Here is a 17,500-nt window from a genome sequence, read left to right as displayed (position 1 = left end):
AGAAGGTGCCGACAATATGGCAAAGCGTGATTACTACGAAGTGCTGGGCGTAGCGAAGAACGCCTCGGAAGAAGAGATCAAGAAGGCGTATCGCAAGCTCGCGATGAAATACCATCCGGACCGCAATCCGGACAGCAAGGCCGCCGAGGACAGCTTCAAGGAAGCCAAGGAAGCCTATGAAATGCTGTCAGACCCGGCCAAGCGCGAGGCCTACGACCGTTACGGCCATGCCGGCGTCGACCCCAACATGGGCGCCGGCGCGGGCGCGGGAGGTTTCGGCGGCTTCGGGGATGCCTTCGGCGACATCTTCGGCGACATCTTCGGACACGGCGCGCGCACCGGCGGGCGCAGCGGCCCGCAGGTCTACCGCGGTGCGGACCTGCGCTACAACCTCGAGATTTCGCTGGAACAGGCCGCGCACGGTTACGACACCACGATCCGCGTGCCCTCCTGGGATGAGTGCGACACCTGCCATGGTTCGGGCGCCAAGCCTGGCACCCAGCCGACGACCTGCCCGACCTGCGCGGGGCAGGGCCAGGTGCGCATGCAGCAGGGTTTCTTCAGCATCCAGCAGACCTGCCCCAAGTGCCACGGCACCGGGAAAATCATCCCCAATCCCTGCTCGACCTGCAGCGGCGCGGGACGCATCAAGCGCACCAAGACGCTGGAGGTGAAGATCCCGGCCGGCATCGACGACGGCATGCGCATCCGCTCGTCCGGCAACGGCGAGCCGGGCATGAACGGCGGCCCGCCGGGCGACCTCTATGTGGAGATCCGCATCAAGCCGCACCCGGTATTCCAGCGCGACGGCGACGACCTGCATTGCGAGATCCCCGTTTCTTTCGCCAAGGCGGCGCTGGGCGGAGAGGTGGAAGTACCGACGCTCAACGGCAAGGCATCCTTCACGCTGCCCGAGGGTACGCAATCGGGCAAGACCTTCCGCCTGCGGGGCAAGGGCATCAAGGGCGTGCGTTCCGGCTACGCCGGCGACTTGTTCTGCCATGTCGTGGTGGAGACGCCGGTCAAGCTGACCGAGCGCCAGAAGGAACTGCTGCAGGAATTCGAGAAGCTCACCAACGCCGGCGGGTCGAAGCACAGCCCGCAAAGCAAGTCATGGCGTGACAAGGTAAAGGAATTTTTCGAGTAACCGCCAGGCACCGACGTCACGTGCAAGAAGCCGCTGATCGAAAGATCAGCGGCTTTTTTTATCGGTAATGCCGAACTTCGGCAATCCCGTCTCACGGAAAACGTGGGCAACGATATGCTCCTTTGCAGCCATGTGGTTCGCGCGAAGCGGTAGTCAAAGTGGCGCGCTGTGGGCACTCACTTTGAAGCAAGCAGAGTAAGACGCAAAAATGCTCGCTGGTCCTAAATCGACCGGTGGTGAGCGTGCCGTTTGGGCGTGAAACCGTGCTGCCTTCCCGGAAGCGGGCTCATATCGAAGCACGCGCGTGGACGCTGCGGGCAGGGTTGATCTGGACGCCTTGGGTTACATCCACAGCTTGGGCAGGCGCACCTCGGCATACACCGGCCAACCGATAACCGGCTCAATAGTCCTGGAAACCCCTGCACCCCGGTGCCGGGAGTTTTTTTCATTCTCCCTTTTAGAATTTTTTCTCTAGCTTTTCTCCCGATAATGGCAGTCTCTAATACACAGGCTGGAAAAGCCGGGGAGGGGAGATGAATAAGCGCATGCGTCTGGTACGACGCGGCATGGCAATTGCCCTGCTGCTTGCCGCGGGTAGCGGCTTTGCGGCGGAAATCGCCGGTGTCCGCCTGGACGACGCGGTGAGGGTGGCCAACGAGGATCTGCGGCTCAACGGTGCCGGCATCCGCTACAAGGCGATCTTCAAGGTCTATGTCGCCGGTCTCTATCTCGCGGAAAAGAAGACCACGGTGCCGGCGGTGCTGGCCGCGCCGGGCGCGAAGCGGGTGAGCATCGTGATGCTGCGCGATGTCAGCAACGAGGAATTCGGACGCGGCTTCATGAGCGGCATCACCCAGAACAGCGACCGTAACGAGACCGCCAAGCTGGTCGCGCAGCTGCAGAAGTTCGGCGAGATATTCGCGGCGATACCCGAGCTGAAGAAGGGCGACATGCTCACCGTCGACTGGGTGCCCGGCTCCGGTACCCTGATCCACCTGAACGGCCGGAAGATATCGGAGGTGCTTCCGGATGCCTCCTTCTATAACGCCATCCTGCGGATCTGGCTGGGCGACAAGCCGATCGACAGCCGCCTCAAGCCTGCGCTGCTCGGCGCGCCGGAGGACGCGCCCGGCGCGCGCGGCAGTTCCTGAGCGGCTTTCGCGGAAGTTGGCATCGGTATAATGCGGCCTGCCCCTGACAGGGGGCGCCGCCGCCGCGCGGCTTCACCCACCGATTCCGACACCGATGAGCGACGCCAGCAACGACAGCCGGGCACTGGAAAGCCTGTTTGAAAACAACCGGAACTGGGCCGAGGCACGCGTGGCCGGCGACCCGGACTTTTTCCGGCGCCTCGCAGGCCAGCAGTCGCCCGAGTATCTCTGGATAGGCTGCGCCGACAGCCGGGTGCCGGCCAATGAAATCGTCGGCCTGCAACCGGGAGAGCTGTTCGTCCACCGCAATATCGCCAACGTGGTCGTGCACACCGATCTGAACTGCCTGTCGGTGCTGCAGTTCGCGATCGAGGTCCTCGGCGTGAAGCATGTGATCGTGTGCGGCCATTACGGCTGCTCCGGCGTGCACGCGGCGCTTGCCCGGCGCCGGGTCGGCCTGGCGGACAACTGGCTGCGGCACGTGCAGGACGTGCACCAGAAGCATGAACGCTATCTCGGCGATACGCTGCCGAACGGCACGCGGCAGGACCGCCTGTGCGAACTCAATGTGCTGGAGCAGGTGGTCAACGTGTGCCAGACCACGATCGTGCAGGACGCCTGGGAGCGGGGGCAGCCGCTCACCATCCACGGCTGGATCTATGGGCTGAAGGACGGCCGGCTGCGCGATCTCGGTCTCACCGTCGGCAGCGCGGAGGAACTCGCGCGCAGGATGCCTGCGAGCCTGGCCGCATACGAATGAAAAAGGGACGCCGCGGCGTCCCTTTGTTTTGCCGGCCGGCGCTCAGAAGCAGTGCTCGGGACCGGGGAAGGACTTGTCCTTGACCGCCCGGATGTAGGCGCGCACCGCCGCGTCGATGCTGGTTTCGCCTTCCATGAAATTCTTCACGAAGCGCGCCTTGCGGCCGGGGAAAACGCCGAGCATGTCGTGCATGACCAGCACCTGGCCGGCGCAGTCCGGCCCGGCACCGATGCCGATGGTCGGGATCGTGAGCTTGTCGGTGACTTCCTTGCCGAGCGCGCTGGGAATCGCCTCCAGCACCAGCATGGAGGCGCCGGCGACCTGCAGCGACAACGCGTCGCTCTTGAGGCGGTCGGCCGCCTCGGTCGTCTTGCCCTGCACCTTGAAGCCGCCGAGCTGATGCACCGACTGCGGCGTCAGGCCGAGATGGGCGCAGACGGGAATCGCGCGGTCAGTGAGGAAGCGCACGGTTTCGCTGAGCCACTCGCCGCCTTCGATCTTGACCATTTGCGCGCCGGCCTGCATCAGCCTGACCGCGTTGTCGAACGCGGCCTGCGGCGTGGCGTAGGTGCCGAAGGGCATGTCGGCGATCAGCAGCGCGGTCTGGTTTCCGCGTGCCACGCAGGCAGTGTGATAGGCGATGTCCGCCAGCGTGACGGGCAGGGTGGAGCTATGGCCCTGGCACACATTGCCGAGCGAATCGCCGACCAGCAGCACGTCCACGCCGCAGCGGTCCATCAGGGCCGCGAAGCTGGAGTCGTAACAGGTCAGCATCGCGATCTTTTCGCCGGCCTGGCGCATGGCCAGCAGCGCCGGCACCGTTACCGCCTTGCTGCGCGCCGTCGACTCGGCATCCTGCAGATATCCCGCCATCATCATTCCCCAAGGTTGAAGTATTCCCGCTTGCCGCGCATGTTCTCGATGTGCTTCAAGAGCAGCTGGTAGTCTTCGTCGCGCGCAACCGGATTCAGGTGTTCGGTGTTCACCGTCAGCAGCGGCGCGGCGTCGTAATGATAAAAGAATCGGCTGTAACTTTCACACAGGCGGAACAGGTACTGCTCCGAAATGCCGCTCTCCATCGCCACGCCGCGCTTGCGGATGCGCTCGACCAGGGTCTCGGGCTGCGCCTGCAGATAGATCACCAGGTCGGGCACGGGCGCCTGCGGGCGCACATGGTCGTAGAGCTGCTGGTAGAGCTTGAATTCGTCGTCGCTGAGCGTGATGCGCGCGAAGATCGGGTCCTTCTCCAGCAGGAAGTCGGACACCACGCGCGTCTTGAAAAGATCGGTCTGCGCCAGTTCGCGCAGCTGTCCCATGCGCTGGAAAAGAAAAAACATCTGCGTCTGCAGCGCGTAGCGGGCGGGGTCGCGATAGAACTTTTCGAGGAAGGGATTTTCCTCGGGCAGTTCGAGCAGCGGATGCGCCTGCAGGCTTTCGGTAAGGCGGCGGGCGAGGGTGGTCTTGCCCGCGCCGATCGGTCCTTCGACCACGATGTACTGGTAGTTTTTCAGATTCATGCGCGGAAGATGAAGTAGACGGCGCCCACGAGACAGAGGGCGGCCCAGACGTAGTCCAGCTTGAACGGCTGGTTCATGTAGAACATCGCAAACGGCACGAACACCGCGAGCGTGAGCACCTCCTGCAGGATCTTCAGCTGCGCCAGGCTGTACTCGGTATAGCCGATGCGGTTGGCCGGCACCTGCAGCAGGTATTCGAACAGCGCGATGCTCCAGCTCACGATGGCGGCGATCCACCACGGCTTGGAGGACAGGTTTTTCAGGTGGCCGTACCAGGCGATGGTCATGAACACGTTGGACAGGGCCAGCAGGCCAACGGTCTGGACAATGACGGGTATTTGCATGCGCTACAGTTTTTGTATCGCCTGGCCGGCGACCGCCGGCGCGAAGGCATGGGCGGGGCCGCGCCCCGGAATGTCGATGAAGGGATCCAGCTGCAGCAGCGGGATCAGCACGAAGGCGCGCTCGTGCATGCGCGGGTGCGGCACGGTCAGGTCGGGCAGGTCGAGCACCCGCGCGCCGTACAGCAGCAGGTCGAGGTCCAGGGTACGCGGCGCGTTGCGAAAACTGCGCTCGCGGCCGAACTCGTGCTCGATGTCATGCAGCGCCTGCAGCAGGGCCGGCGGTTCCAGCGCGGTCCGGATGCGGGCGACGGCATTCACATAGTCGTCGCCGCCGGCATCGACGGGCGCGGTGCGAAACAGGCTGGAGCAGGCGTCGAGGCGGGTGTCGGGAAGCTTGTCCAGGCGGGCGACGGCGAGTCTGACGCTCTCCTGCGCATCGCCGAGGTTGGCACCGATGCCGATATAGCAGGCAGTCGTCCCGCCGGTCATGTCCCGCTTTCCGTCGTCGGCTCGGCGGCCGCGCCGGATTCATCCGGGCTCTTGCGCTTCTTGCGGCGGCGGCGCTTCTTGGCGGGTGCGTCGCCCTCCGTCTTCGGCTTGCGCTGCAGCAGCGATTCGCGCTCGGCGCCGTCGGCGGCGATGAACTCCGTCCACCACTCGCCGAGCTCGGCATCGAGTTCGCCGGAGGCGCAACGCAGCATCAGGAAATCGTAACCGGCGCGCATGCGCGGATGTTCGAGCAGCTTGTACGGCGACTTGCCGGTGCGGCGCTCGAAACGCGGCTGCATGGCCCAGATGTCGCGCATGTCGGTGGCGATCCGGCGCTGCAGGGCCAGCTTTTCGGTCTGGGTGTTGAGCACGTCGTCCGCCGCCAGGTGCAGGGCAGGGATCGGGAATTCGCCCGAGGCCTGGTAGGCGTTCCATTTTTCCAGCACCTGGTGCCAGAGCAGGGAGGCGAACAGGAAACCGGGCGACACGCCCTTGCCTTCGCGCACCCGTTCATCCGTGCTCGACAGCGCGAGGGTGACGAATTTCTCGCCCAGCGGCTGTTCGAGCACGACGTCCAGCAGCGGCAGCAGGCCGTGGTGCAGGCCTTCCTGGCGCAACTGCCGCAGGCAGGCCAGCGCGTGGCCGCTCAGCAGCAGCTTGAGCATTTCATCGAAGACGCGCGCCGCCGGCACGTTGTTGATCAACGGCGCCATGACCTGTATCGGCTCGCGGGTGGCGGGGTCGATGGAGAATCCGAGCTTGGCGGCGAAGCGCACCACGCGCAGCAGGCGCACCGGGTCTTCCCGGTAGCGGGCCTCCGGCACGCCGATGATGCGCAGCGTCTTGCTGCGTATGTCGGCGATGCCGTTGTGGTAGTCGAGCACGACCTGGCTGGCCGGGTCGTAGTACATCGCGTTGATGGTGAAGTCGCGGCGCGCCGCGTCCTCGTGCTGCTCGCCGAAGGTGTTGTCGCGCAGGACGCGGCCATGCTCGTCCTTGGGCGCGCTGTCGGCCGAGGCGCCGCGGAAGGTGGTGACCTCGATGATCTCCTGGCCGAACACCACGTGCACGATCTGGAAGCGGCGGCCGATGATGAAGGCCCGGCGGAACAGGCGCTTGACCTGTTCCGGCGTGGCGTTGGTGGCGACGTCGAAGTCCTTGGGCTTGACGCCGAGCAGCAGGTCGCGTACCGCGCCGCCGACGACGAAGGCCTTGAAGCCCGCCTCCTGCAGCGTCTGCGTGACGCGCACCGCGTTGGACGACACCAGCTGCGGATTGATCTTGTGTTCCTGGGCGCCCAGGGTGACGGGCATGACGGGCATTGCAGCCGCGGCCGCGGGGTTCTTGGCGCCGAAAATGCGCTTGATGAATTTCTTGATCATTCGAACAGATTCAGGATGGGCCAGCCCTGCGCCAGCGCGTGCGCCCGCAGCAGGGCGTTCGGATTGGTGGCGACGGGATGGGTGACTGCCGACAGCAGCGGAATATCGTTCTGGGAATCGCTGTAAAAATAGCTGCGGCCGAAATCCCGCAGGGTCTTGCCGCGCGTCGCGAGCCAGTCGTTGGCATGGATGACCTTGCCGGGGCCCGAGGTCGGAATGCCGCGCAGCTTGCCGGTGATTTCTCCTTGCGCGTCGAGCTCGGGCTCGGCGGCGATCAGGTTGTCGACGCCGAGCGCGCGGGCGATGGGTTCGGTCACGAAGCGGTTGGTGGCGGTGATGATGGCGATCAGGTCGCCTTCGTCCTGGTGACGCCGGAGGAGGTCGAGGGCGGACTGGCGCAGGGCGGGCCGGATGACTTCGTCCATGAACCGGCCGTGCCAGGCGTCGAGCTGGCTGCGCGGGAAGCGGGCCAGCGTGCCGAGCGCGAATTCGAGGTATTCGACCGGGTCGAGCGTGCCGGCTTCGTACTGCGCGTAGAAGGCGGCGTTGCGGCGGGCGAAATCCTCCGGATCGACGGCGCCGATGCGCACCAGGAACTGGCCCCATTCATAGTCGGAGTCCAGCGGGATGAGCGTATGGTCGAGATCGAACAGGGCGAGGTTCATCGTGTCTTGGTTTCGGCTTCCAGTTGCAGCAGGCTGCGCAGCAGCGGCAGCGTGATCGGCCGCTGCGTTTCCAGCGAATATTTGTCGAGCGCGTCGAGCATGGCCGACAGTGACGGCATGTCGCGGCGGAAATGGGTAATCAGGTAGGGTAACACGCCGGCCGACAGGCTGATGCCCCGCGACTCGGCGGCGCGGGTGAGGGCGGCGATCTTTTCGTCGTCGCTCAGGCCGTGCACCTGGTAGATCAGCCCCCAGCCGAGCCGCGTGCGCAAGTCTTCCCGCAGCGCCAGCGCGGCCGGCGCGGCATCGCCGGCGCTGACCATGGCGCCGCCGTTTTCGCGGATCTGGTTGAACAGCGCGAACACCGCGATCTGGGCGTCCGCCGACAGGGCCTGGCAATCGTCCACCAGGTAGAGCCGGATCTCGCTGTCATAGCGCCAGGCGTCCTCGCCGGCGTCGGCCGGCAGGTAGCGGCTGCCGGGAGCGGTCGCGAGCGCACGCAGCAGATGGGTCTTGCCGGCGCCGGCCTCGCCCCACAGGTAGACGAAGGGCTCGCGCGGCTGGCGCGCGGCCGGCAGGTAGTCCTGCAGCAGCTGCAGCAGCTCGCGGTTCTGTCCGACGATGAAATTCTCAAGGGTCTGCGGCTTGGCCGCGCCCAGGTCGAGCACCAGTTGCCTCATGACTGACGTGGGCGGGAATGCTGCCGATGCTGGCGTGTAAAAGAAAATGGCATGTGCCGGGAAGCTGGACGGATCGGTTTGTTAAAATAGCGGTTTGGCCGCCGGTTTCGGCGCGAAAACGCCTATTTTACCGCCTCTGCACCTATTTTCCTGATCATGAGTTCCAACTCCAACGCCTCCCTCTCCTACCGCGACGCCGGTGTCGACATCGAAGCGGGCGACGCCCTGGTCGAAGCCATCAAACCCTTTGCCAAGCGCACCATGCGCGAAGGCGTGCTCGGCGGTATCGGCGGCTTCGGCGCGCTGTTCGAGATCGGCAAGAAGTACAAGGAACCGGTGCTGGTTTCCGGCACCGACGGCGTGGGCACCAAGCTGAAGCTGGCTTTCCATCTGAACAAGCATGACACGGTCGGCATCGACTTGGTGGCCATGAGCGTCAACGACATCCTGGTGCAGGGCGCCGAGCCGCTGTTCTTCCTCGACTATTTCGCCTGCGGCAAGCTGAACGTGGCGGCGGCCACCGACGTGATCAAGGGCATCGCCCAGGGTTGCGAACAGGCCGGTTGCGCGCTGATCGGCGGCGAAACCGCGGAAATGCCGAGCATGTATCCGGACGGCGAATACGACCTGGCCGGCTTTGCGGTCGGCGCGGTGGAAAAATCCAGGATCATCGACGGCAGCAAGATCGTTCCCGGCGATGTGGTGCTCGGCCTGGCCTCGTCCGGCGCCCACTCGAACGGCTATTCGCTGGTACGCAAGATCATCGAGGTCGCCAGGCCCGACCTGCAGGCCGATTTCCACGGCAGGCCACTGTCGGAGGTGCTGATGGCGCCGACCCGCATCTACGTCAAGCCGCTGCTGGCGCTGATGAACAGCCTCGAGGTCAAGGGCATGGCGCACATCACGGGCGGCGGCCTCGTCGAAAACGTGCCGCGCGTGCTGGGCGACGGCCTGAGCGCAGTCCTGCAGCGCGATGCATGGACCATGCCGCCGCTGTTTACCTGGCTGCAGCAGCACGGCAACGTGGCCGATGCGGAAATGCACCGCGTCTTCAACTGCGGCATCGGCATGGTGGTGATCGTGTCGCGCGACAATGCGGACGCCGCCATGGCGCAGCTGCAGGCGGCGGGCGAGACGGTTTACCGGATCGGCGAAATCCGCGAGCGCCAGGCAGGCGAGGCACAGACCATCGTGGTCTGATCGCAACGATGCTAGAGAAATCGGCTGCCAACTGGCAGCCGTTTTTTTTCAGCCTTGCTGGCGGTCGGGAGTCTGCTGCGCCAGCGTCTGCGGCGGCGCGGGATGGGCGTCGGGCCGCAGCATGCTCTGCGGCGGCGCCACCCGCAGCGGCTCCGCGCGGCCGCCGGCGGTCGCCAGCGCGTTGGCCTCCGACTCGGACGTCGCATTCCAGACCGGGTCGGCGATACCCTCGAAAATCCGCTTGAGCTGCTGGCCCCAGCTGCTGCGGATCATCTGGAAATACTGGTTCTTCTCATCGATGTTGACGAAACGGCTGACCGCGAGCTTGTCGTTTTCGTAAATCAGCAGGTCAAGGGGCAATCCGCAGGAGATGTTGGAGCGCAGCGTCGAATCCATCGACACCAGCGCGCATTTCGCCGCCTCGTCGAGCGATGTGGCGCGGGTGAGCACCCGGTCGATGATCGGCTTGCCGTACTTGGCCTCGCCGATCTGGAAGTAGAGCGCCTCGTCGTGCGATTCGATGAAGTTGCCGGCCGCGTAGACCTGGAACAGCCGGCTGCGCTCGCCGCGGATCTGCCCGCCGAAGATGATGCTGATATTGAAATCGATGCCGAACTCGCGCAGCGCGCGGGCGTCGCGCTCATACACCGCGCGCACCGCGTCGCCGACCACCTGCGCCGCTTCATGCATGGTGGCCGCGTTCCAGATGTTCCGGCCGCTGTCGTTGATGCGTTCGGCGATGAGCTGCCGCACCGATTGGGAAATCGACAAATTCCCCGCGGTCATGAGCACCAGCATGCGGTCGCCGGGGTTTTCGTAGACCGTCATCTTGCGGAAGGTGCTGACCTGGTCCACTCCGGCATTGGTGCGCGAGTCGGACAGGAAGACCAGGCCGCTTTCAACGCGCATGGCGACACAGTAAGTCATGATCGCGAATACAGGCGAAAGATTGAAAAGGCGGATTTTACAGGACAGCCGCCATTCCAAAAGGAAAGAGATAGCGTTGCCGTTCAGTGTGTCACATCCACCTTCACTTCCATGGTTTCGGCCCCGCCGCCGCGCCGCACGCCGCGGATCGGGGCCGCCGATTCATAGTCGCGTCCGATCGCCAGCCGGCACAGGCTGGCGTCGGCGAAGCGGGTATGGGTGACATCGATGCTGACCCAGCCCGCGAAGCCCGGTTCCTCTGCCCACACGTCGACCCAGGCGTGGCTGGCCGCGTGCGGCTGGTCGCCGGGGTAGATGTAGCCGGAGACATAGCGCCCCGGTATGCCCAGCGCATGGCAGCAGGCCAGGAAAAGATGTGCCTGGTCCTGGCAGACCCCCTGGCGCAGGCGCATGGCGTCGGCCGCGGTGGTGCTGACCGCGGTCGCGCCGGGCTGGTAGCTGACCGTGCCCGCCAGCGCGTCCGCCAGTGCCAGCAGCTGGTGGCTGCCGGGGTTGCGGGGCAGGTGGCGCCAGGCGAATTCGATGATGGCGTCGTCCGGCTGGGTGAAGCGCGTCGGCACGGTAAACACCAGCGGCGACAGCGGCCCGGCGTCGGCCAGGCGACCGCCCGGCGGCGGTTCCACCTCGACCGAGCCTGACGCCACGATGCGTACCTCGGTGTGCGGGCCGGCGAGCGTGAGCATGTGGCTTTCGTTGCCGAAGGCATCGACCAGCGCATGCCGCTGGCCGGGCGAGGCGATCTGCCAGGACAGCACCTGCTGGTGCGGCTCCTTGCGCGGCGTCAGGCGCAGCTGCTGGATGGTGTAGGTCTGGGGCACGGTGTAGCGGTACACCGTGCTGTGTTCGATGACGAGTCTCATCGTCATGCGGCCAGCGGCACGAGGAAGTCCCGGCTGACGCGATTGCCGAGCTCGTAGATCCGCTCCAGGAAGCGCGTCAGGTAGTCGTGCAGGCCGCCCTCGAGGATCTCGCCGATATTGGCGAACTTGAGTTCGGCGTGCAGCCGTCCGGCAAAACGCTCGGTATCGGCCGACACGTCGTTGCGCACCTGCTGCAGATTGATCACGACTTCCTCCATGCAGGCGAGCAGCGAGCGCGGCATGTCGGCGCGCAGCATCAGCAGTTCCGCGACCCGCTCGGGCGTGATCACGTCGCGGTAGGCCTTGCGGTAGATCTCGAAGGCGGATACCGACCGCAGGATGGCCGCCCAGTAGTAGAAATCCAGCTGTTCGTCGTCGTCAGGATGAATTTCCCCGCCCTCGTGCCCGTTGGCGCCATGAAACTTGACGTCGAGTATGCGGGCGGTGTTGTCCGCGCGCTCGAGAAAGGTGCCCAGACGGATGAAATGGAAGGCTTCGTCCTTGAGCATGGTGCCGATGGTCACGCCGCGCGACAGGTGGGAGCGATACTTGACCCACTCGAAGAACTGGCTCGGGTCGCGCTCGAGCAGGCCGCTGCGCAGCTTGCCCTGCATGTCCAGCCAGGTCAGGTTCTGGGTTTCCCAGGCCTCGGTGGTCAGCACGCCGCGCACCGCGCGGGCGTTTTCCCGTGCCTGGGTGAGGCAGGAAGCGATGGATGAGGGATTGTCGGGATCGCGCACCATGAAGTCGAGCACGTCGCGGGGTGTGAGCAACGCGTATTTGTGGTCGAAGGCGTCCATCAGTTCCGATATTCCGAGCATGGCGCGCCAGCCTTGCTCGGCCGCATGGGCCGATTGCGGCAGCAGCGCGGTCTGCACGTTGACGTCGAGCATGCGGGCGGTGTTCTCGGCACGCTCGGTATAGCGGGCCATCCAGAACAGGTGGTCTGCGGTGCGGCTCAGCATCTCATTTCTCCAGTATCCAGGTGTCCTTGGTGCCGCCGCCCTGCGACGAGTTCACCACCAGCGAGCCTTCCCGCAGCGCGACCCGCGTCAGGCCGCCCTTGACCATCGAGATCGTCTCGCCCGACAGGACGAAGGGCCTCAGGTCGATATGGCGCGGGGCGATGCCGGCCTCCACGAAGGTGGGGCAGGCCGACAGGGCCAGGGTCGGCTGCGCGATGTAGCCGTCGGGCCTGGCCAGCACGCGCTGGCGGAAGGCTTCGATCTCTGCCGTCGTGGATGCCGGGCCGACCAGCATGCCGTAGCCGCCCGCGCCGTGGACTTCCTTCACCACGAGTTGCGCAAGATTGGCCAGCGTGTAGTCGAGGTCTTCCTTGCGCCGGCACTGGTAGGTGGGCACGTTGTTCAGGATCGGCTGCTCCGACAGGTAGAACCTGATCATGTCGGGCACGAAGGGATAAATCGACTTGTCGTCGGCCACGCCGGTGCCGATGGCATTGGCCAGCGTCACCCGGCCCGAGCGGTAGACGGACAGCAGGCCCGGCACGCCGAGCGAGGAATCGGGGCGGAAAGCGAGCGGATCGAGGAAGTCGTCGTCGATGCGGCGGTAGATCACATCCACCCGTTTCGGTCCGCGCGTGGTGCGCATGTAGACCGAGTTGTCGCTGACGAACAGATCCTGCCCTTCCACCAGTTCCACACCCATCTGCTGCGCAAGGAATGCATGTTCGAAATAGGCGGAGTTGTACATACCGGGAGTCATGACCACCACCGTCGGATCGTCCACCCCGACCGGTGCCACCGACCGCAGGTTGTCAAGCAACATGTCCGGATAATGCGCGACCGGCGCCACCTTGTAGCGCGAGAACAGTTCGGGGAAGAGCCGCATCATCATCTTGCGGTCTTCCAGCATGTAGGACACGCCCGAGGGCACGCGCAGATTGTCTTCGAGGACATAGAATTCGCCCTCGCCGGCGCGCACGATGTCGATGCCGGCGATATGCGCATAGATGTCCGAGGCTACCGAGATGCCCTGCATCTCCGGCCGGTACTGGCCGTTGCGGAAAATCTGCTCGGCCGGGATCACGCCCGCCTTCACGATGTTCTGCTCGTGGTAGATGTCGTGGATGAACATGTTCAGCGCCTTCACGCGCTGCACCAGCCCGGCCTCCAGCTGCGCCCATTCATGGGCCGGCAGAATGCGGGGCACGATATCGAAGGGGATCAGCCGCTCGGTGCCGGCATCGTCCCCATACACGGCGAAGGTAATTCCTACGCGCCGGAAGATCAGGTCGGCCTCGGCGCGCTTTCGCTCGATCAGTTCGGGCGGCTGCTGCGCCAGCCAGGCTTCAAACTCGCGGTAATGCGGGCGAACCGTGCCGTCGCCGTCGGCATACATCTCGTCAAAAAATTTGGGCATGATGTGTTTTCATTCTGCGTGCCCGGCAGGCGCCTGGCCACGTTCACGCAGTTGTAACAAGAAGCGTGCCAGTCAGCATTGATCTGTTACGGCATCCGGATGTGGTCGACCAGGGCGGCCGCGCGCCTTCCCGGCGGCGCGGTCAGGAGGCTGACGACGGCGATCGCCAGGAAGCCGGCGGGCACGCCGAACACCCCGGCCGAGATCGGCGCGATCGAGAGCCACTGGTTTTCCGCCGCGCCGCCGAGCGCCGGATAGGTGCGGATCATGTAGTAGACGCAAATCGAAAAGCCCACGAGCATGCCGGCGATCGCACCTTGCTGGTTCGCACGTTTCCAGAAAACGCCCAAAACCAGGGCGGGGAACAGCGTCGACGCCGCCAGCGAAAAAGCCGCGCCGACCATGGAGAGGATGTCGCCGGGCTTGAGCGAGGCGGCATAGGCGGCGACCAGCGCCACCACCAGCAGCAGCAGCTTGGAAATCGTGACCCGCTTCTGTGTGGAGGCATGCGGGTCGACCGTCTTGTAATAAATGTCGTGCGAGAGCGCGTTGGAAATCGTCAGCAGCAGTCCGTCCGCGGTCGACAGCGCCGCCGCCAGCCCGCCCGCCGCCACCAGCCCGGAAATCACATAGGGCAGGCCGGCGATTTCCGGCGTGGCCAGCACTACGATGTCGCCGTCCATCACGATCTCCGCCAGCTGCACGATGCCGTCCTTGTTGAGATCGGTGATGGCCACCAGCGGGTTGATCTTGTCGATGCTGGCCCAGTACGACACCCAGGCCGGCAGCTTGGAGAAGGAACTGCCGACCAGCGAGGAATAGATGTCGTACTTCACCAGCACCGCCAGCGAGGGCACGGTGATGTAGAGCAGCATGATGAAGAACAGCGTCCAGAACACCGATCTTCGGGTTTCGCGGACGGTGGGCGTGGTGTAGAAGCGCACCAGGATGTGCGGCAGCGCCGCCGTGCCCATCATCAGGCACAGCACGAGCGCAAGGAAGTTGTTGCGCTTGGCGTCGGAGGCTTCCTTCGTCTTGCCGGGGAAGGGGGTTTCGTGCGGCACCAGGGGTTCGGCCCGCGACAGGTTGTAGTCGCGCTCCTCGGCCCATCGGCGCCGGGCCTCGGCCACGTCCTTCGGATAGGCGGCCAGCGTGCGGCTGGCGGCCTTGATTTCGATGAGGGTGGCATTGCTGCGCTTGAGGTCGTCGACCTCCCGCTGCATCTCGGTCAGGCCTTCCTCCCAGGATTTCGGCAGCGCCCTGATTCGGGCTTCGTATTCCTCCGCGCGCTGGCGGAAGATCGCGCGCACCTGCTGCTCCATCAGGTCCTTGTTGATCTCCTGTTCGCGCTCGCTCAGCTTGTGCAGCGCGCTGCCGTAGGCGAGTTGCGGCACCGGGTTCCCGGTGTGCTTCACCGCCAGCCAGCTCACCGGGATCATGTAGGCGATGATGATGATGATGTACTGCGCCACCTGGGTCCAGGTGATGGCCCGCATGCCGCCGAGGAAGGAGCAGACCAGGATGCTCGCCAGTCCGAGGAAGATGCCGACCGAGAAATCGACGCCGGTGAAGCGCGAGGTGATCAGGCCGACGCCGTAGATCTGCGCCACCACGTAGGTAAACGACACCAGCACCGTCGCCGCCACCCCGAGCACGCGCACCACGGTTCCCCCGTAGCGGCCCGAATAGCGGGCGGCGAGGAAATCGGGGATGGTGTACTGGCCGAACTTGTTGAGATAGGGCGCGATCAGCAGCGCCACCAGGCAGTAGCCGCCGGTCCAGCCGATGATGTAGGCCAGCCCGTCGAAGCCCATCACATACAGGCCGCCCGCCAGGCTGATGAAGCTCGCCGCCGACATCCAGTCCGCCGCCGTCGCCGCCCCGTTGAACAGCGCGGGCACGCGCCGGCCCGCGACGTAGTACTCCTGCACGTCCGAGGTCCGGCTGAGCACGCCGATGCCCGCGTACAGCACGATGGTCGAGAACATGAACATGTAGCCTATCCATGCCCGCGGAAAGCCTTCCTTCTCAAGAATGGAAAGCGCCGCCAGGAAGACCGCGAAGCCCGCGGTGTACCAGCCGTAATAGATGACCAGCTTGCGATGGAATGCCCTATTTGACATCGGCCTTTGTCTCTTTTCTGAGTTTTTTGTCCAGGCTCTGCATGCGCTTGATGTAGACGGCGACGATGAGCAGGTAGAGCAGCGTCAGTCCCTGGCCTGCCATGTAGAACGGGAAGGGCCAGCCGAACAGCGTCACGCCGGCCAGTTCGCGCGCGAAGAACATGGTGAGGAAGGTCGCCAGGAACCAGACGCCTACCAGCCACAGCGTCAGTCTGCGCGCGCGCTGCCAGTATTCCGCGCGGGTCAGCATGCGTCCCTTGTCCATCAGCCGATGTCCTCGATGAATTCGGGCCGCTGCACCATGCGCAGGGTGACGCGGATCAGGCAGCCCGGCAGTTTCGGGTCATGGCTGTGCGGATTGCTGAAGATGTCGATGGTCGCCTCGTGCTGCTGCGCGATCTCCCGCACGATGGAAAGACCCAGGCCGCTGCCTTCGACATGACTGCCGAGGATGCGGTAGAAGCGTTCGAAGACATGGGCGCGCTCGGCCATCGGGATGCCCGGCCCGGTGTCCTCCACCTCCAGTATCGCCTGCTCGTCGGCGGCGTTTGCGCGCACCCGCACGGTGACGGTGCCGCCGGCCGGCGTGTAGCGCAGCGCGTTGTCGATCAGGTTGCTCAGCATCTCGCGCAGCATCACCGGATTGCCGTTGACCATGATCGGATAGCCGGGCTGCTCGAAGCCGAGGTCGATGCGATGCGCGAAAGACGCCTGGACCCAGTCGTGCACCGCGTTGCGCGCCAGTTCGGACAGCTCCACCGGCACGAAGGGCTTGGACTCGGGCGTCTGGTTTTCCGCGCGCGCCAGCGCCAGCAGCTGGTTGACCAGGCGCGTCGCCGTCTGCGAACTCTTCGACAGCTGTTCGAGCGAGCGATGGATCTCTTCCTGGTTGGTCTGCCGCAGGGCCAGTTCCGACTGCATCCGCATGCCGGCCAGCGGGGTTTTCATCTGGTGCGCGGCATCGGCGATGAAGCGCTTCTGCATCTCGATGCTCTGCGACAGCCGCTCCAGCATCTCGTTGAGGGAGCGCACCAGCGGCGAGATTTCCTCCGGCACCTGGCCGGAGTCGATCGGACTCAGGTCGTCGGGACGGCGCGCCCGGATGCGCGCCTGCAGTTCGGCCAGCGGCGACAGTCCGCGCGAGAGGGCGAACCAGACCAGGGCCAGCGCCACCGGCAGGATGATGAACTGCGGCAGGATCACGCCCTTGATGATGTCGTTGGCGAGGTGGGCGCGCTTGTCCAGCGTCTCGGCCACCTGCACCAGCACGGTCTGCGGCTCCTGGGCCTGGGCGCGCTGCCCGCGGTTGCGGCGCAGGTCGAGATAGGTGTAGGCGATGCGCACGTCGGCGCCGCGCATGACGTCGTTGCGGAACTGCACCGAGCCCGCCAGCACCTTGTCTTCCACCGGCGGCGGCGGCGGCAGGTCGCGGTCGCCGTCGATATGCTCGCCCTGCGGCCCGACCACCTGGAAATAGACATTGTCGATGTCGTCGGCGCGCAGCACGTCGCGCGCCGCCCCGGACAGCTGCGACACCACCTTGCCGTTGACCATGCGCACCTGCTGGGCGACCACGATCACGTTGTCGTCCAGCGCGCGGTCGAACGGGGTGTTGGCGATCGACTTGGCGACCAGATAGGTGATGGCGATGCTCATCGGCCACAGCAGCAGCAGCGGCACCAGCATCCAGTCGAGGATCTCGCCGAACAGCGAGCGCTGTATGCGTTCCTCGGGCTTGGTGGCGAAGCTCTCGGCGAAGTCGTCGAAATCCTCGGCCTCGTCGGCCGGACCGGTCTCTGCGTTGAGGTCGCGGGGGCTGTTCATCTGCATCGGCCGGTGCGCGCGGCGCTGC

General features: G+C 65.2%; 18 protein-coding genes. 4 read left to right on the top strand and 14 right to left on the bottom strand.

Features of this window, described 5'->3' with window-relative positions; all coding sequences use genetic code 11:
• The first annotated feature begins 16 nt into the window (after positions 1–16).
• From dnaJ to can, 3 genes are all read left to right on the top strand, one after another.
• Complete coding sequence (gene dnaJ / locus NCCP691_RS16495) at positions 17–1,147, top strand: molecular chaperone DnaJ (protein ID WP_220809656.1); 1,131 nt, start codon at positions 17–19, stop codon at positions 1,145–1,147.
• 533 nt (positions 1,148–1,680) lie between these two features.
• Positions 1,681–2,298 carry a chalcone isomerase family protein gene (locus tag NCCP691_RS16490; protein WP_220809655.1) on the top strand — a complete coding sequence of 206 codons (618 nt, stop codon included), beginning with the start codon at positions 1,681–1,683 and terminating at the stop codon, positions 2,296–2,298.
• Positions 2,299–2,392: 94 nt separating this feature from the next.
• Positions 2,393–3,058, top strand: a complete 666-nt coding sequence (can, locus tag NCCP691_RS16485) for a carbonate dehydratase (protein ID WP_220809654.1) — start codon at positions 2,393–2,395, stop codon at positions 3,056–3,058.
• Between the two features lie 42 nt (positions 3,059–3,100).
• On the opposite strand, the gene panB is transcribed toward can, so the two are convergent.
• Genes panB through hda form a run of 7 tightly spaced genes read right to left on the bottom strand, consistent with a single transcriptional unit; the run spans position 3,101 to position 8,135 of the window.
• Positions 3,101–3,931, bottom strand: a complete 831-nt coding sequence (gene panB / locus NCCP691_RS16480; protein ID WP_220809653.1) for a 3-methyl-2-oxobutanoate hydroxymethyltransferase — start codon at positions 3,929–3,931, stop codon at positions 3,101–3,103.
• Between the two features lie 2 nt (positions 3,932–3,933).
• On the bottom strand, positions 3,934–4,575 hold the full coding sequence (locus NCCP691_RS16475) for a deoxynucleoside kinase (protein WP_220809652.1): 642 nt from the start codon (positions 4,573–4,575) through the stop codon (positions 3,934–3,936).
• Positions 4,572–4,919: a DMT family protein gene (locus tag NCCP691_RS16470; RefSeq protein ID WP_220809651.1), complete on the bottom strand. Its 348-nt coding sequence runs from the start codon at positions 4,917–4,919 to the stop codon at positions 4,572–4,574. Before NCCP691_RS16470 ends, NCCP691_RS16475 begins: the two co-directional genes overlap by 4 nt.
• A gap of 3 nt (positions 4,920–4,922) precedes the next feature.
• Positions 4,923–5,408, bottom strand: a complete 486-nt coding sequence (gene folK / locus NCCP691_RS16465; RefSeq protein ID WP_220809650.1) for a 2-amino-4-hydroxy-6-hydroxymethyldihydropteridine diphosphokinase — start codon at positions 5,406–5,408, stop codon at positions 4,923–4,925.
• Positions 5,405–6,790: a polynucleotide adenylyltransferase PcnB gene (gene pcnB / locus NCCP691_RS16460; protein WP_220809649.1), complete on the bottom strand. Its 1,386-nt coding sequence runs from the start codon at positions 6,788–6,790 to the stop codon at positions 5,405–5,407. The genes folK and pcnB overlap by 4 nt, the downstream gene beginning before the upstream one ends.
• Complete coding sequence (locus NCCP691_RS16455) at positions 6,787–7,455, bottom strand: histidinol-phosphatase (protein ID WP_220809648.1); 669 nt, start codon at positions 7,453–7,455, stop codon at positions 6,787–6,789. The genes pcnB and NCCP691_RS16455 overlap by 4 nt, the downstream gene beginning before the upstream one ends.
• On the bottom strand, positions 7,452–8,135 hold the full coding sequence (gene hda / locus NCCP691_RS16450) for a DnaA regulatory inactivator Hda (RefSeq protein ID WP_220809647.1): 684 nt from the start codon (positions 8,133–8,135) through the stop codon (positions 7,452–7,454). The genes NCCP691_RS16455 and hda overlap by 4 nt, the downstream gene beginning before the upstream one ends.
• Before the next feature lie 156 nt (positions 8,136–8,291).
• Between hda and purM the strand changes: the two genes are divergently transcribed.
• Positions 8,292–9,335, top strand: coding sequence for a phosphoribosylformylglycinamidine cyclo-ligase (gene purM / locus NCCP691_RS16445; protein WP_220809646.1), 1,044 nt, complete (start codon positions 8,292–8,294; stop codon positions 9,333–9,335).
• Positions 9,336–9,383: 48 nt separating this feature from the next.
• Here the strand turns inward: purM and NCCP691_RS16440 are convergent, their stop codons facing one another.
• The 7 genes from NCCP691_RS16440 to NCCP691_RS16410 all read right to left on the bottom strand — a co-directional run bounded on the left by NCCP691_RS16440 (position 9,384) and on the right by NCCP691_RS16410 (position 17,478).
• Positions 9,384–10,262, bottom strand: coding sequence for a proteasome-type protease (locus NCCP691_RS16440; protein WP_220809645.1), 879 nt, complete (start codon positions 10,260–10,262; stop codon positions 9,384–9,386).
• An 83-nt stretch (positions 10,263–10,345) separates the two neighbouring features.
• A complete protein-coding gene (locus NCCP691_RS16435; protein WP_220809688.1) occupies positions 10,346–11,143 on the bottom strand; it encodes a transglutaminase family protein in 798 nt (265 codons plus the stop codon).
• Between the two features lie 2 nt (positions 11,144–11,145).
• Entirely contained in the window at positions 11,146–12,108 is a 963-nt protein-coding gene (locus tag NCCP691_RS16430; protein ID WP_220809644.1) for an alpha-E domain-containing protein, read from the bottom strand.
• Between the two features lies 1 nt (position 12,109).
• Positions 12,110–13,525 (bottom strand): circularly permuted type 2 ATP-grasp protein, encoded by a 1,416-nt coding sequence (locus NCCP691_RS16425; protein WP_220809643.1) that lies wholly within the window; start codon positions 13,523–13,525, stop codon positions 12,110–12,112.
• 86 nt (positions 13,526–13,611) lie between these two features.
• Positions 13,612–15,648, bottom strand: a complete 2,037-nt coding sequence (locus tag NCCP691_RS16420; RefSeq protein ID WP_220809642.1) for a sodium:solute symporter family protein — start codon at positions 15,646–15,648, stop codon at positions 13,612–13,614.
• On the bottom strand, positions 15,638–15,913 hold the full coding sequence (locus tag NCCP691_RS16415; protein ID WP_238482470.1) for a DUF4212 domain-containing protein: 276 nt from the start codon (positions 15,911–15,913) through the stop codon (positions 15,638–15,640). The genes NCCP691_RS16420 and NCCP691_RS16415 overlap by 11 nt, the downstream gene beginning before the upstream one ends.
• Positions 15,913–17,478: a sensor histidine kinase gene (locus NCCP691_RS16410; protein WP_373870367.1), complete on the bottom strand. Its 1,566-nt coding sequence runs from the start codon at positions 17,476–17,478 to the stop codon at positions 15,913–15,915. The genes NCCP691_RS16415 and NCCP691_RS16410 overlap by 1 nt, the downstream gene beginning before the upstream one ends.
• Positions 17,479–17,500: the final 22 nt, after the last annotated feature.

Origin of the sequence: Noviherbaspirillum aridicola (assembly GCF_019656455.1) — a bacterium.
Taxonomy (GTDB): Bacteria; Pseudomonadota; Gammaproteobacteria; order Burkholderiales; family Burkholderiaceae_D; genus Noviherbaspirillum; species Noviherbaspirillum aridicola.
Note: the sequence above shows the minus strand (reverse complement) of the source record. Positions and strands in the feature narration are given on the sequence as shown.